Source organism: Coprobacter tertius, assembly GCF_024330105.1.
Classification (GTDB): Bacteria; Bacteroidota; Bacteroidia; order Bacteroidales; family Coprobacteraceae; genus Coprobacter; species Coprobacter tertius.
Map to the genome: position 1 here is coordinate 1 of NZ_JANDHW010000004.1, position 16,164 is coordinate 16,164.

Below are 16,164 nucleotides of genomic sequence, written 5' to 3' on the forward strand. Positions count from 1 at the left end.
ATAATGGCTTGCTTACATCACAATTGTGTGTGTGTGTGTGTGTGTGTGTGTGTGTGTGTGTGTGTGTGTGTGTGTTAACAATAATTCCCGAATTTCCAAATTTTCAGGCATAAAAATATCGGACTTTCTTATTTTTCTAATCCTATAAAACAGGAATAATTTACCCGTTACAAAACAATCGCTTATGCCATTCATAATAAATATTTTGCTATTAATCATTTAACACAAGCGCAAAAGTAATTAAATTTTAGCTCCTAACAAATAATTTTAATAGAAAATAGGAAGTAATATTTTAATATATATTAATTATACCCTCAGCATTGCCAAATCGCTATTTTCAAGAGATATTTCATTAATGCTCATCATGATAGGGTGTTTTATATCATCCTAAAGCCCACCTTTATACTTCTGTGTAACAACGAAGGGATCCTACCGCCAAATCCACAAAAGAATCATCACTCTCCAATAATAATCACCGACTCATAAAAAAAGGTATTCGTGCCGAATACCTTTTTTACTATTATAGAAAATTACCCTTATTTCTTCAGCAACATTTTTACCTGATGCAATACATTTTCGGGAGTAAATCCGAATTTTTCATCCAATACTTTAAAGGGCGCTGAATATCCGAAATGATCGACACCCCATACAACACCGTTAGGACCCACTAAACGAGCTAAGGTTGACGGTAATCCGGCCGTAAGACCAAATACAGGCAATCCGCCAGGAATAACCGATTCACGATACTCTTTACTCTGCTCAAAGAAAAGACCTTCGGAAGGAGCTGATACGACTTGCACTTTTATTCCGTTTTCTCTCAACGTCGGCACGGTCGCCACAAGAGTAGAAACCTCAGAACCGTTAGCTACCAAAACGACATCCGGATTTTCATCTTTCAATAAAATATAAGCTCCCTTCTGTGCTTGTAAAGCTTCGTCATATCGATCTCCCGATACAGCCGGTAAATCTTTAATATTTTGCCGTGACAAAATAAGTGCTGTCGGCGTAGATGTATTTTCCATCGCCATTTTCCAGGCAACAGTCGTTTCAGCACTATCAGCAGGGCGCAGCACCAACATACTGTTCTTTCCACTGTGATTTTTCAGTTGTTCGAGCAAACGTATTTGGGCCTCTTGTTCTACAGGTTGATGCGTAGGACCATCTTCGCCGACACGAAATGCGTCATGCGACCATACATATTTGACCGGTACTTCCATAAGAGCCGCTAACCGAGCCGCCGGTTTCATATAATCGGAGAATACGAAGAAAGTACCACAGGCAGGAATAATTCCACCGTGCAGAGCCATCCCGTTCATAATAGCGGCCATCGTAAGTTCGCTGACACCGGCCTGCAAGAAAGCTCCTGTAAAATCCCCGTTCGCAAACGCATGCGTTTTTTTCAGGAAACCGTCGGTCTTATCCGAGTTCGCGAGGTCTGCAGACGATACGACCATATTTCCGACTTGTTCTCCAAATACAGAAAGAACATCAGCTGACGCCACTCTTGTCGCCTGATCGGGTTTATGTTGTATCGCTTTATAATCGATATCGGGAACTCTACCCGAAAAATATTCTTTCAGTTTTTTAGCCTGATCGGGATTTTCTTTTTCCCAAGTCGCTTCTTTTGCTTTACGATCGGCCGCAATTTTTTCGAGCTCGGTTTTACGGCCAGCGTATAATTGCGCCACTTCGGGAAATATGACGAATGGATTTTCAGGATCGCCACCCAAATTTTCAATTGTTTTCTTTACAGAAACTCCGGCTGCACTCAATGGTTGCCCATGAGTAGAAACCTGACGTTCGAACGAGGACCCGTCTTCGGTAAGAGCGCCTTTTCCCATTACGGTTTTTCCGATAATCAGTGTCGGACGACGTTTTTCCTGATTTGCCTCTGTTAAAGCAGCCCGTATTTCTTCGGCATTATTACCATCGATAGAAAGTACGTTCCAACCCCATGCCCGGTATTTTTCGGCCGTATCCTCATGTGTAACGGCATTAGTATCGGTGGATAATTGTATATCATTGCTGTCATAAAACATAATCAGGTTATTCAGCCCCAAATAGCCGGCGATACGTCCTGCGCCCTGAGAAATTTCTTCCTGAATGCCTCCATCTGAAATAAAAGCATAAGTTTTATGAGTCATCCATTCGCCAAAACGAGCGGCCATAAAACGTTCGGCAATCGCAGCGCCTACAGCCATAGTATGACCTTGCCCTAATGGTCCCGATGTATTTTCAATGCCTTTTGCTACATTCACCTCCGGATGTCCGGGAGTAGAACTCCCCCACTGACGGAAATTTTTCAGTTCATCTATCGTAAACTTACCCGACAGTGCAAGCACAGAATATAACATAGGTGACATATGCCCCGGATCGAGAAAAAAACGATCCCGATTTATCCAGTTAGGATCGGCCGGATCATATACCAAAAACTCTGAGAACAAAACATTCACAAAGTCAGCACCACCCATAGCACCCCCGGGATGTCCCGATTTGGCCTTTTCGACCATCGATGCAGCCAATATACGTATATTATCAGCCGCTTTATTCAGTACGGTTAAATCATTATTCATAGATAAACTATTTTGATACAAAGATAATGATTATTCTTAATAACTGTAAAAAACAAAACTATCAAAAAAATGATATTCCATGTGTTTTTGCAAAGCCAAAAGGCTTATACTTACAAAAGCAAAAGTTATAAGATCATTTATTTCTTCCTGATTATCATATAAGCAACAACCCGACAGTAACGATTGTTTTTATTATTTTCTTCAAAAGAAAAAATAATCTTTCATTTATTTAGAAAAAAATCTAAATTGCGAAAACAAAGCCCTTTTCGAGCATTCTATGATATTTTTCTTTATTGAATACAAAATAATATGCCCCTCGTTTCGAATTAATCTTATCCTTTTCGTCGAGTCGTTCAAGAATCCCCATCCCCAATATTTTTTTCCTAAAGTTTCGTTTATCGAGTTTTTCTCCATAAATCGATTCATACAACATTTGCAGTTGGGTAAGCGTAAAACGCTCAGGTAATAAATTAAAACCTATCGGAAATAAAGCTGCCTGTCTACGTAATTTTACAATCGCATCGCATACCATTTGCTTGTGATCGAAAATAAGCTCATCTATCCGTTCGAGGTTGACCCATTTTGCTCCACTATCTGCTATAATACTGTTTTTATAATCATCGATATTAATAAGTGCATAGTAAGCCACTGAAATTACTCTTTCTCCGGGATCACGATTAATTTTCCCGTAAGCGGCTACCTGATCCATATAAACATTCTCGAGACCGGTGAGATTTTTTACAACCCGGCTCGCGGCCTGATCGATATCCTCATTATCCGACATAAATCCGCCCAACAAAGAAAGCCCTCCTTGGTTAGGCTCAATCTTTCTTCGAAAGGTTAATAATTTTATTTCATTTCCGATAAATCCCAATATAACGCAATCTACCGCAATTAAAAAACGAGATTGACCCTGATAAAAGTTGACAGAATTCATTCGGTATAGATTTAAAGCATTTATAATCATTTATATGAAAAGGACGTCGCAAAGATCATGAGATCTTTGCAGACGTCCTTTTTAATTTTTATCCGTTACAATTTACGGGAACCATTTCCTATACGCACCGGATATACTTTGGGTTCTTTACCGAATTTATGGGTAAATTCTTTTACAGCTTTATCAATAAACATATCGTACTTATCCTCGGGAACGAGATTGATCGTACAACCTCCGAATCCACCTCCCATCACCCGAGAACCTGTTACACCACATTCTTTTGCAATGTCGTTCAAGAAATCGAGTTCTTCGCAGCTGACTTCATATAATTTACTCATTCCATGGTGCGTACCGTACATCTTTTCACCAACGGTTTTATAATCACCTCTCTTCAATGCCGCACAGGCGTCAAGCAAACGTTGTATTTCCTCGATCACATATTCTGCACGCATATAATCTTCTGCCGATACCTCGCCTTTTACTTCGGCCAGCATATTCATATCCGCATCACGAAGCAATTCTACTTCAGGATGTCTTTTTTGTATCGCTTTCACAACCGTCTCACAAGACTCGCGGCGTTTGTTATATGCCGAAGACGCTAACTCGTGTTTTACTACCGAATCGATAAGCACGACTTTATACCCTACGGGATCGAAAGGAACATATTCATATTCGAGTGAACGGCAATCGAGACGTATCAGATGACCTTCCTTGCCGAATACCGAGGCAAACTGGTCCATAATACCACATTTCACCCCACAATAATTGTGTTCGGTTGCCTGCCCGATTTTAGCCAATTCGAATTTGTCGATACCCAGCCCGAAAATTTCATTTAAAGCGAAAGCATAAGTACTTTCAAGAGCAGCAGAAGATGAAAGACCAGCCCCCAAAGGAACATCTCCGGAGAAAGCCGTATCGAAACCCTTTACCTTACCACCCCGTTTAGTAATCTCGCGTACTACGCCGAATATATATCGAGCCCAGCTTTGTTCGGGCTTATCGGCTTCTTCCATACCAAACTCCTCATACTCATTAAGATCAACGGCAAAAGCACGAATCTTATCGGTACCGTTTTCTTTTATACAAGCCAGCATCCCCTTATCGATCGCACCGGGAAGTACAAACCCCCCGTTATAATCGGTGTGTTCTCCAATAAGATTTACACGACCGGGAGAAAAATAAAAATCACCGGGAGTTCCGAATAACTCCTGAAATTTTTCACTTACTATTTTGCGTTTCATCATTCTATTTTTTATTTGTCAACGATTCAATCTACAGGAATATTCTTGTTCACGTTTTTGCTACCCACTAACGCATAGAACAACATGTAAACAAATCCTGCTGCAATCAGCCAATAACTGTCGATATATCCGAAAGCGTCGGCCATGCCTCCCTGGATAGCAGGAAGAATACCGCCACCACAAACCATCATCATAAAGAATCCTGAAGCAGCTGAAGTATATTTACCTAATCCTTCTACTGCCAGATTGAAAATACCACCCCACATGACAGAAGTACATAAACCGCAAAGTACGAATAACAAACAATTTACCGGAACTTCTGCCATTCCGAACGAAATATCGCTCTTGAATACCGGCATCTCCATCATGGTTACCGGCATGAATATAGCCGAGATAATTAATAATAAACCTACCGTAGCTACCACCGTCAACATTACTTTACTGGATATTTTTGCACCAACAAGTCCGCCGAGAAAACGACCGATCATCATCAGAAACCAATAAGTACCTACAACACTACCGGCAATAGTAGCATCTATCATCACCTGATTAGTCATGAAAAGATTCATAATATTAGGTATACCCACTTCGACACCTACATAAATAAAAATACAGATCATACCTAATACAAAATGACGGAATGATAACGGACTGTATTTATCCTTTTCCTTTGTCTTTTCTTTTTTAGAAACAAAAGGTTCCGGTATCTGTGCAAAATAAAGAACGATAAATGTAAGCGCAAAAATACCCATTGCCAAGAAAAATACAGGATTGGCATTCGTTATTTTAGCACCAACAATATCTCCGATCAGATAACCGCCCAACACAGGAGCAAGGGTTGCTGCAATCGAATTGATAGAACCACCGAATTGTATCAGCTGGTTTCCTTTATTGCCACCGCCACCCAGTGTATTCAACATCGGATTTACAACAGCATTAAGCATACACATAGAGAAACCGGCTACGAATGCGCCCAATAAATAAACGATAAAATTAGCCATCAGTCCGGAAATAAAAGTAATACCTACCCCGGTAAAACCAACTACAATCGCCAACAAAGCTGTTTTCTTATAACCGATTCTTTGTAAAAGAATTCCCGATGGAATTCCCATACAAGCATAAGCCAGGAAATTAGCTAAATTACCGAACTGAGACTGGAAATTAGAAAGTGAAAACTGATCTTTTACGATTAACCCTAACGGATTCTGAAGCCCCGTTACAAATGCAATCATAAAAAACAGCGCGAACATCATTGCAATAGGCAATGCATAATTTTTTTGTTTAGTCGAATTCATATTTTCTTAAGGTTAAATTATTTATTAAAGGAGATTTAAATTTCTTACTTTTCTATTCCGAATTTATATATACACGTCTGCGTATACTTTTCACCCGGTCGCAATACTGTCGATGGGAAATGCGGATTATTGGGAGAATCGGGGAAATGTTGCGTCTCGAAACATATAGCAGTACGTTCGGTATATCGCCTTCCTTGTTTTCCTTCGAAGCCATTCAGCCAGTTACCCGTATATAATTGTACTCCGGGTTCGGTTGTATATACTTCCATAGAAATACCCGTTTTAGGAGAAACCGCCGCTGCCGCAAACGATAATTCTCCGGGCCAACTCTTCCTTAAAACATAGTTATGATCATAACCCTTACCGAATTTCAACTGATCGAAATCAGCATCGATACGTTCTCCTACTACAAAAGGAGTACGAAAATCCATCGGGGTCCCCTCTACCCGGCTGATTTCACCGGTAGGAACCGACTTATCATCCATAGGAGTATAAAATCCCGCATCTATCGTTACCCGATGATTCGTTATTTCCCCCTCCCCGTCTCCGTTCAAATTAAAAAACGAATGATGAGTAAGATTTACCACGGTTGCTTTATCTGTAGTCGCTGAATATTCTATTTTCATCTCGTTTTCATCGGTAAGCGTATAACGTACCTTTATAGTAAGCGTTCCGGGAAACCCTTCTTCACCATCAGCAGACACATAGGTTAAATCGAGTGAATTTTTATCGTTCTGAACAGCATCCCAAACGACATTATTATATCCGGTTATTCCACCGTGCAATGCACAATCCGGATTATTCGACCTTACTTTATAAGCTTTTCCGTCGAGCTCGAATTCACCCCGTTTAATACGATTACCATATCGCCCGATCAGTGCACCTAAATATTTTTCAGGAGAATTAAGATAATTCTTTATACTCGAATGCCCTAAAACCACATCGGTAAGTTTTCCATTTTTATCGGGAACGCTCAGGGATACGACAATTCCACCAAAATTTGTAATACATATTTCGGCTCCTTTATTATTGGAAAGAATATATAAACGCACCTCTTTCCCGTTGATAACAGTATCAAAATTACTTTTAATCAACCCCGAAGCGGTCGCTTCACCAGTAGCCTTTGTGTTTTCCATGTTATAACACGTATTAAATATAAATTAATCCCATTAATGGGTGTAAAATTAACGCTTAATATCTAAAATATACCATTATGATATATGTTATAAAACATAACCTTTTCTCTTTTGATGAGACTTTTCTACTCATCTGGATCTATCAATCTCTGTTAGAAAAATATTTCATAAACTGTACCCGTTCATAATGAGACTGATCTCCGACATTGCTAAAATTCATCTTCCCCCGAAACTCATCGATACTATCAAATCCCATTACTTGCATCCATTCGTCGAGAACCGAAAGCATTTGAGATATAATAGCGTTTCCGTGCTGATACAATACACTGCAAATTTCTACTGCAGAAGCCCCGGCCAACAAGGCTTTTATAACGGCTTCAGGTTCATGAATACCGGTAGATGCAGCCAATGTCATATCAGGAATCTGTCCCGAAACAATTCCAATCCAGCGAATCGTATTACAAAAATCAGTAGAACAGCTAAATACCGTACCCGACATAAACTGCAGTTTGTGTATATCGATATCGGGCTGGTAAAACCGGTTAAAAAGAACCACTCCGTCAGCCGCATTGGCCTTTAACTGATTCACCATCGAAACAACATTACTGAAACGTTGTCCCAGTTTTACGGTAACCGGTATTTTTACTTCTTTTTTAACCGATTTCAAAATATCGATGTGTAATTGTTCATATAAACCATATTTTTCATCGATTTTCGTAGAAATCCTAAGAATATTCAGCTCGATAGCATCTGCTCCGGCAGCCTCAATCTCACGGGCAAACCGGGCCCAACTACCCATATCATAACAATTTACACTTGCGATAATGGGAATTGAACAGTATTGCCTCGTCTCCCGAATTAAATTAAGGTAATTATTTATATCATTTACCCTTACATATTCGTTAATGTAGTCATAGGCTTCGGGATAGGCATCGGACATATTCATCAATTCCTCCGACCGCATTAGAATTTGTTCCTCAAAAAGAGATTTAAGCACTATAGCTCCGGCTCCGGCCCTTTCCAGATCTTTTATTTTTTCTAGACTATCGGTTAAACCCGAACTGGCTATAATGATCGGATTACGTAATGTAAGACCTGCATATTTTGTCTGTAATAACGCCATAGTAAGTTCTAATTTATTATTTCAGTATTTTCTTTCACCAAAAATACGACTACCTACACGTACAAGCGTACTTCCCTCTTTTACAGCAACATGATAGTCTTGGGACATACCCATCGATATTTCCTTAAAGTAATCTTTATCTCCGAAATATCTATTTTTTATTTTATCGTAAAATTGTTTCAACCCGGCAAATTCTTTGGCAACCTGTTCAAGATTATCGGTAAAGGTAGCCATACCCATTACCCCACAAATACGTACATGGGTAAAGTCTTTCCAACTTCCTTCCTCCAAAAAAGAGATACAGCGATCATATGTAAAACCGTATTTAGATTCTTCCGATGCAATATGTATCTCGAGAAGACAATTCACAATACGATCGGCGGCTTTACCACATTTGTCGATTTCGGCCAATAATTGCGGAGAATCGACACTATGTATCAAGGAAATAAAAGGAACGATCATTTTTACTTTATTTCTTTGCAAATGTCCGATAAAGTGCCACTCGATATCGGTCGGCAGTACAGTTTGTTTTTGCAATAACTCCTGTACTTTACTTTCGCCAAATATACGTTGACCGCTTTGATAAGCCTCTTCTATTGCCGAAACCGGATGAAATTTAGAAACAGCGACCAACCGTATATTTTCCGGCAGAGACTCGACTACTTCCGCTATATTTTCTCCGATCGTATTCATTCCTTAGGTCTGTCTACCGGTTCTTCATCAACAGCGTAAGGATAGATATCCATTATTGCCGTCTCCGTAATCGATGCAATTTCATAATCAGCCATAGTGCCTTTCATTCCTTCGATCAGGTTTTCGAGAGCCTGAGGTAAATCGGCTGCCTGAGCCAACATATAACTCGCTGTTTTCTTTTCCATTCCGCTCTTTTCATCAAGTGTAATAAAATTCACTTTACACTTGTACCACCGGTCTCCGGTTTCATCAAAAAACAATTCGCTTATATTCGCTCTTTTTATGTTAGCTACCGAAAAATCACCCGAAATAAATGGCGTTATTTCTTTAATAATACGGGCTTCCGCTTCGGTAAATGATAATGCATCCACCATATAAGGTTCGGTCACTTTTTTCTGCATCCCGTTTTCGAGGGTTTTATCATATTTTACCTTGCATTCGAACCAATTATTCATTTCTTCTTTCTTTATTTTAATTTAAAAACGTGACGACAAACTATACAAAGATTCGTCATCACGCCTATATCAGTATTCGGTTTTATCACATTTATTTTCCCATTTTTCGAAAGCTTTTATTGCTTCATCATGTAAAAGCGTTTCGGAAGGAAGATGCCTGTCGGCAGGCTTAAGATCGAGTTCGTCATAAATAAACGAATCATCGAAACCGATATTCTTGGCATCGGTCTTGGTATTGGCATAATACATTTTATCGAGGCGCGCCCAATAAATCGCACCTAAACACATCGGGCAAGGTTCACAAGAGGTATATATCTCACAACCGCTGAGATCAAATGTTCCCAACTTTTCCGCTGCTTTACGAATCGCACTTACTTCGGCATGTGCCGTAGGATCATTGTCTGCGGTAACCCGGTTTGCTCCCCGGGCAATAATTTCATTATTTTTCACAATGACTGCCCCAAAAGGACCGCCCCCGTTGTCAACGTTGGCAATAGAGATAGCAATCGCTTCTCTCATAAAATCATTTTTTGTCATAATGTCTCTTGTTTTACTCAGCCTTTAGGCGATACCCGATGATTATCTTTTTATTTGAGATATGTTTAAAGGCCATAGAAATACAAATATAAAAGATATCGTCTGCTTTTCCCTCTTTTTTAGAAATTTTAAACCCCCTCGGGAAATTCATAAAAAACTGTCACCGGCCTATCGATTTATTTATTTCTTCAATATAATCGAGAATTTCGTCCCTACCTACTTTCTTCTCGGATGAAGTTGCAAATACAGGCGGCAACTCTTCCCATTCTTCAAGCAATCTCATTTTATAGGCAGCTATATTTTCCCGTACACGTACAGAGCCTAATTTATCGGTTTTGGTAAAAACAATACAAAAAGGAACTCCATTTTCACCCAACCATCTCATAAATTCAAGATCGATTTTCTGCGGCTCATGACGGCAATCAATCAAAACGAAAAGGCAGGTCATTTCATGCCGGTTAAGAATATATCCGTCAATAATTTTCCGAATATTTTCGCGGCCTTCCCGACCCCTTTGGGCATATCCGTATCCCGGAAGATCGACCAAATACCATTCGTTATTAATAATAAAATGATTAATGAGCTGTGTTTTCCCAGGCATCGAAGAAGTCATTGCCAACCCTTTCCGATTAGTCAACATATTAATAAGCGATGACTTACCTACATTAGACCGTCCGATAAATGCATATTCCGGTAATCCAGTAGCCGGGCACTTGCTTACATCGGTATTACTGATTACAAATTTGGCATCTTTAATTTCCATAGCTGTGTTTCACCGTTTATTAATGCAAATATAAAGCTTTAACACCATAGAGCCTCGCCTTTTCAGAAAAAAAGGTTATTTTTGAAGAACGAAATTACTTAACCTAATATGAACCAGACATATTCCATATCGGCAGAATCGGTATTAAGCGACCTGAGATATTTACAATTATTATCGAACAATTTCCCAACCATTGCAGATGCAAGCACCGAAATTATCAATCTGGAAGCTATATTAAATCTTCCTAAAGGAACTGAACATTTCCTCACCGACATACACGGCGAATACGAAGCCTTTCAACATGTTCTTAAAAATGCTTCAGGTTCGGTACGTAGAAAAGTAGATGAAATATTCGGACAGACTTTGCGTGAAAATGAAAAGAAGGAACTATGTACGTTGATTTATTATCCTGAACAGAAACTCGAACTGATAAAGGCTGAAGAAAACGATATCGATGACTGGTACAGGATTACCCTACACCAATTAATTAAAGTATGCCAGAACGTCTCGTCTAAATATACCCGTTCGAAAGTAAGAAAGGCTTTACCGCCCGAGTTTTCTTACATTTTGCAGGAACTCCTTCATGAAACACAATCCGATCCCAATAAACAGGTTTATGTAAACGTAATCATATCTACCATTATTTCTATCGGTAGAGCCGACCATTTTATTATCGCCATGTGCAATCTTATACAGAGGCTGATTATAGATAAACTGCACATTGTAGGAGATATATACGACAGAGGTCCCGGAGCTCATATTATCATGGATACCTTGTATAATTATCACAATGTAGATATACAATGGGGAAATCACGATATATTATGGATGGGTGCAGCAGCCGGTAACTCCTGTTGTATCGCAAACGTACTGCGACTATCGATGAGATATGCCAATCTGGCAACCATTGAAGACGGTTACGGCATAAACTTATTACCTCTTGCCACATTCGCGATGGAGCAGTATGGAGATGATCCTTGCAAACCGTTTATGCCGAAAACTGGCCCCGATTCGGTACATAATCAGAAAACCCTCCGTTTAATCGCACAAATGCATAAAGCAATCAGTATCATTCAATTCAAATTAGAATCCCAATTGATACTCAACCGTCCGGAATTCGGGATGGAAAAACGGTTGCTACTCGATAAAATAAATTACGAAAAAGGAGTTCTCGTTTACGAAGGAAAAGATTATCTGCTTAAAGATACTTCTTTCCCGACTATCGATCCTCAAAATCCTTTCTGTCTTACCGAAGAGGAAGAAGAACTGATACGTAAACTTAAGAATTCGTTCATCAACAGCGAAAAACTCAGAAAGCACATCCGGTGGATTTATGCACATGGCGGAATGTATCTTGTGATGAATTCTAACTTGCTTTATCATGCTTCGATCCCACTCAATAAAGACGGATCGTTTAAAGAGGTAGAAATTTACGGAAGAAAATACAGCGGAAAATCATTACTCGATAAAGTCGACCAAATTATACGCAATGCTTATTTTGGAGATCCCGATTCGGAAGAACAGCAGTATGCTCTCGATTATATGTGGTATTTATGGTGCGGAGAAAACGCACCGTCTTTCGACAAAGACAAAATGGCTACTTTCGAAAGGTATTTCGTCGATGATAAATCGCTCTCGAAAGAGAAAAAAGGATATTACTACGAATTACGCAACGAAGAGAATATATGCGACATGATACTCAAAGAATTCGAACTTTATGATCCTCATTCGCATATAATCAACGGCCATATTCCGGTAAAAACCATTCAGGGAGAAAAACCGGTGAAGGCCGGAGGAAAACTGTTGGTTATCGACGGCGGATTTTCTAAAGCTTACCAGTCGGAAACCGGAATCGCAGGTTATACCCTCATCTATCATTCCCGAGGTTTGCAGCTTACGCAACATGAACCCTTTCAATCGACTCAAAAAGCAATAGAAGAAGGTATCGATATCATATCTACCAGTTTTGTACTCGAATTCAACTCGCAGCGTAAAATGGTACGAGATACCGATATAGGTAAAACTCTGGTAACACAGATTGCAGATTTAAAAAGGCTTTTATATGCTTACCAAAACGGATATATTAAAGAAAAATCTTAAAAACAAAAATTATACATGAGCCAGCAATATTCCTCGGCGCTTCTCGAAAATGCGGTGAATGAGTTTGCAAAACTTCCCGGTATCGGACGCAAAACCGCATTACGCCTCGTTTTACATTTACTACGTCAGGAAGAAGAAGAGGTTGAAAACTTCGGGAACACGATAATACGACTTCGCAAAGAAATTAAATACTGCCGCGTTTGTCATAATATATCGGATAGAGAGATTTGTTCGCTATGCGAAGATACCTCTCGTGACGATAAGGTAATTTGTGTGGTAGAAAATATAAAAGAAGTAATGGTCGTAGAAAACACCCATCAATTTAAAGGACGTTATCACGTTTTGGGTGGCGTTATTTCTCCGATGGACGGCATCGGGCCTGCAGATCTCGAAATAGATTCTCTCGTTTCCCGGGTCGCTTCCGGTGAAATCAAAGAAGTGATATTGGCATTAAGCGCAACAATGGAGGGGGACACTACCAACTTTTACATATACAGAAAGCTTGCCCCTTACAATGTAAATATATCAATCATAGCCCGGGGAGTTTCTGTCGGCGACGAACTCGAATATACCGACGAAGTAACTTTGGGGCGCTCTATCGTAAACCGAATCCCGTTTAATGAAACTTTCAAAAATTAAAAATTTATTATACGAAAACAACAATCGATTCGTTTTTGTAATATATCATTACCGACTGAGTGGCAAAAATTAGTATTATAATTGTAAATTACAACGTAAGGCATTTTCTCGAACAATGCCTGATTTCGGTGAGAAAAGCAAGCCGGAATTTAGATTCGGAAATCATCGTCGTAGATAATGCTTCGGGGGATGATTCCATGTCGTATCTCCCTTCTCGTTTCCCCGATGTCCGATTTATAGCCAATGCACAAAATACCGGTTTCGCTAAAGCTAATAATCTGGCAATCTCTCTTTCTAAAGGTGAATATATACTCTTACTCAATCCCGATACTGTTCTTGGTGAAGAAGTGCTCGATGATGCCATTGCATTTATGGAGAAAACGCCTGATGCCGGTGCTTTAGGGGTAAAAATGCTCGACGGACAAGGTAATTTCTTACCCGAGTCGAAAAGAGGATTTCCTTCTCCCTGGACTTCATTCTGCAAAGTTACAGGTTTGTCTTACATGCTGCCCAAATCAAAAATATTCGGACGCTATCATGTAAAATACCTTTCTGAAAACGAGACACATCGAATAGAAGTTTTATCAGGAGCATTTATGTTACTTCGTAGGACTGCAATTGAAAAAAGCGGATTACTCGATGAAGACTTTTTTATGTACGGTGAAGATATCGATCTCTCATATCGGATCACAAAATCTGGGTATTACAATTATTATTTACCACTACGCATTATACATTATAAAGGAGAAAGTACTAAAAAGGGATCGTTGAAATATGTGAGAATATTTTATGACGCAATGCATATATTCGTTCAGAAACACTATCCTCATTATCAAACGACAGGAATCATTTTTCTGAAAACCGGAATCTGGGCCAGAGCATCCTTATCGGCTCTCAAACGAATTATATTGTATCCAACAAGGAACCGACGTTCTTTTTTACGATCCAACGAACGTAAATGGTTTGTTATAGGCAGTAATAAAGACATTGCAGAAATTTTGACCAGCTACCATTATTCAATTACCGATAACGGAAATAAAACGTATATCCTGAAACAAATCCTATCTGAAAAAAAGAAGCAAGGATTGAATATTATTTTCGATAACCGGTCAATGTCATATAAAGATATTATTTCCTGTATGGAAGAATGGAGAGATAAAACACTCCATTTTTATATTTTTTCTCAAGAAAGCAGAAACATCGTATCTCCTGAAGAAATTCTATATTAAACTAATACAAAAACGATAAAATGGAATATCTTACCGGAAATTTATTGAAATTACGTGCTCCCGAGCCCGAAGACCTCGATATTTTATATCAGTGGGAAAACGATACCTCTTTATGGGAATCGGGAGACACATTCGCACCTTTCTCCCGTTATATTCTTCACGAGTATCTAAAGACTGCCAAAGAAGATATCTACCGGGCAAAACAACTTCGACTCATGATCAGCCGAAAATCAGATGCAGAAACCGTAGGAATGATCGATTTTACCGATTTCGATCCGCAAAACAGACGCAGCAATGTCGGCATTCTTATTTTTCCCGATTTCAGACAAAAAGGGTACGCCCAGGAAGCCCTGAAGCTCATGATCAATTACGGTTTCAGGAAGTTACATCTACATCAGCTATATGCTTATATTAATGAAAACAATTCTGTAAGTATAAAGCTATTCTCTGGATGCGGATTCAAACACACAGCGACATTACAGGATTGGATAAATAAATACGAAAACAATTATGAAAATGTGATTGTCATGCAACTGATCTCCGAAAACAATCAGTTAAGATAAGGCATTTTAGGATAATTCAACCAAGTACGGTATTTTTCACCAAGCGATTGTACCACGGAACGCCAAAACAAATCTCCTTCTTGCGTAATACAATCTTTGGGAGATATATTATCGGCAACGACCCATACTTTATTTTCAATTTCTTCTATTAATTGCCCCGGAGACCAACCGCTATATCCGACCAGAAATTTTATATTATGTTCGATGTTATTACCACTACGCAAATAAGATAAAATTACATCGAAATCTCCTCCGATATACAAGCCATCGGATATTTCGATAGAATGAGGGACCAAGTGTCCTAATGTATGTAAATAATACAATCTGTCCGACGACATGGGCCCTCCACAAAATACAGGTATTTCATCAATATCTTCCAGTCCTTCTACAATCCGATTAAGAACTAATCCTGAAGGTTTATTCACTACCAGCCCCATTGTTCCCTGATCATTATGTTCGATAAGGAAAATAACAGACCGCTGGAAATAAGCTTCTGATAAAAGAGGTTCAGAAATAAGCAAACGTCCGCGCTCGGGTACCAGCTTATTAAATGCGATATTGAACATTCCTGCTTTCAATTTCATATATCTCTTTGTGGCATTAAATTTTATACTTATAAATTGTTACAAAGACTCGGATATTATTTTACGGTATAAAATAAAAACAGGAATTTCCGGTCCTGTTATCCGTTCATGAGACTAAAAATATAAAATGCTTTTGATATATGCAACACTTATCCCTCTTTTTTTTAGAATATTAGAGGATATTCTATTTCGATATCGAAAGTAAAAATATCGTACTCATCGATACAGACCACATATTTATCATGAAGCGTGATAAATATTTTTCAGATATTTACAAAAAATCCTCATGACTTTTA

General features: G+C 39.0%; 15 protein-coding genes. 4 read left to right on the forward strand and 11 right to left on the reverse strand.

The genetic code is table 11. The features are described 5' to 3' along the window. Positions 1-536: 536 nt before the first annotated feature. From NMU02_RS04945 to yihA, 10 genes are all read right to left on the reverse strand, one after another. The gene (locus NMU02_RS04945; RefSeq protein ID WP_255026222.1) at positions 537-2,573 is read right to left on the reverse strand and encodes a transketolase family protein; all 2,037 of its coding nucleotides are present in this window, start codon (positions 2,571-2,573) and stop codon (positions 537-539) included. Positions 2,574-2,814: 241 nt separating this feature from the next. Next, positions 2,815-3,510 (reverse strand): NUDIX hydrolase, encoded by a 696-nt coding sequence (locus tag NMU02_RS04950; protein ID WP_255026223.1) that lies wholly within the window; start codon positions 3,508-3,510, stop codon positions 2,815-2,817. Positions 3,511-3,605: 95 nt separating this feature from the next. After that, a complete protein-coding gene (gene galK / locus NMU02_RS04955) occupies positions 3,606-4,751 on the reverse strand; it encodes a galactokinase (RefSeq protein ID WP_255026565.1) in 1,146 nt (381 codons plus the stop codon). 26 nt (positions 4,752-4,777) lie between these two features. After that, entirely contained in the window at positions 4,778-6,046 is a 1,269-nt protein-coding gene (locus NMU02_RS04960; RefSeq protein WP_255026227.1) for an MFS transporter, read from the reverse strand. A gap of 44 nt (positions 6,047-6,090) precedes the next feature. After that, entirely contained in the window at positions 6,091-7,182 is a 1,092-nt protein-coding gene (locus tag NMU02_RS04965; protein ID WP_255026229.1) for an aldose epimerase family protein, read from the reverse strand. Between the two features lie 142 nt (positions 7,183-7,324). After that, entirely contained in the window at positions 7,325-8,305 is a 981-nt protein-coding gene (locus NMU02_RS04970) for a dihydroorotate dehydrogenase-like protein (protein ID WP_255026231.1), read from the reverse strand. A 21-nt stretch (positions 8,306-8,326) separates the two neighbouring features. Continuing rightward, positions 8,327-8,998 carry a YggS family pyridoxal phosphate-dependent enzyme gene (locus NMU02_RS04975; RefSeq protein ID WP_255026232.1) on the reverse strand — a complete coding sequence of 224 codons (672 nt, stop codon included), beginning with the start codon at positions 8,996-8,998 and terminating at the stop codon, positions 8,327-8,329. Then, positions 8,995-9,453, reverse strand: a complete 459-nt coding sequence (locus tag NMU02_RS04980) for a DUF4494 domain-containing protein (RefSeq protein WP_255026234.1) — start codon at positions 9,451-9,453, stop codon at positions 8,995-8,997. The genes NMU02_RS04975 and NMU02_RS04980 overlap by 4 nt, the downstream gene beginning before the upstream one ends. Positions 9,454-9,522: 69 nt before the next feature. Further along, a complete protein-coding gene (locus tag NMU02_RS04985) occupies positions 9,523-9,990 on the reverse strand; it encodes a nucleoside deaminase (RefSeq protein WP_255026236.1) in 468 nt (155 codons plus the stop codon). A 160-nt stretch (positions 9,991-10,150) separates the two neighbouring features. Then, positions 10,151-10,753, reverse strand: a complete 603-nt coding sequence (yihA, locus tag NMU02_RS04990) for a ribosome biogenesis GTP-binding protein YihA/YsxC (RefSeq protein ID WP_255026240.1) — start codon at positions 10,751-10,753, stop codon at positions 10,151-10,153. A gap of 108 nt (positions 10,754-10,861) precedes the next feature. Between yihA and NMU02_RS04995 the strand changes: the two genes are divergently transcribed. From NMU02_RS04995 to NMU02_RS05010, 4 genes are read left to right on the forward strand one after another with little or no spacing between them, the layout of a single operon-like run. Further along, positions 10,862-12,853: a fructose-1,6-bisphosphatase gene (locus NMU02_RS04995; RefSeq protein ID WP_255026242.1), complete on the forward strand. Its 1,992-nt coding sequence runs from the start codon at positions 10,862-10,864 to the stop codon at positions 12,851-12,853. A 15-nt stretch (positions 12,854-12,868) separates the two neighbouring features. Next, positions 12,869-13,492 carry a recombination mediator RecR gene (recR, locus tag NMU02_RS05000; RefSeq protein ID WP_255026247.1) on the forward strand — a complete coding sequence of 208 codons (624 nt, stop codon included), beginning with the start codon at positions 12,869-12,871 and terminating at the stop codon, positions 13,490-13,492. A 59-nt stretch (positions 13,493-13,551) separates the two neighbouring features. Further along, complete coding sequence (locus NMU02_RS05005; protein ID WP_255026249.1) at positions 13,552-14,721, forward strand: glycosyltransferase family 2 protein; 1,170 nt, start codon at positions 13,552-13,554, stop codon at positions 14,719-14,721. A 20-nt stretch (positions 14,722-14,741) separates the two neighbouring features. After that, positions 14,742-15,284, forward strand: a complete 543-nt coding sequence (locus NMU02_RS05010; RefSeq protein ID WP_255026250.1) for a GNAT family N-acetyltransferase — start codon at positions 14,742-14,744, stop codon at positions 15,282-15,284. Here NMU02_RS05010 and NMU02_RS05015 read toward each other — a convergent pair. After that, positions 15,272-15,868, reverse strand: a complete 597-nt coding sequence (locus tag NMU02_RS05015; RefSeq protein WP_255026255.1) for a YqgE/AlgH family protein — start codon at positions 15,866-15,868, stop codon at positions 15,272-15,274. The two genes, NMU02_RS05010 and NMU02_RS05015, sit on opposite strands and share 13 nt — an antisense overlap. Positions 15,869-16,164 lie beyond the last annotated feature (296 nt).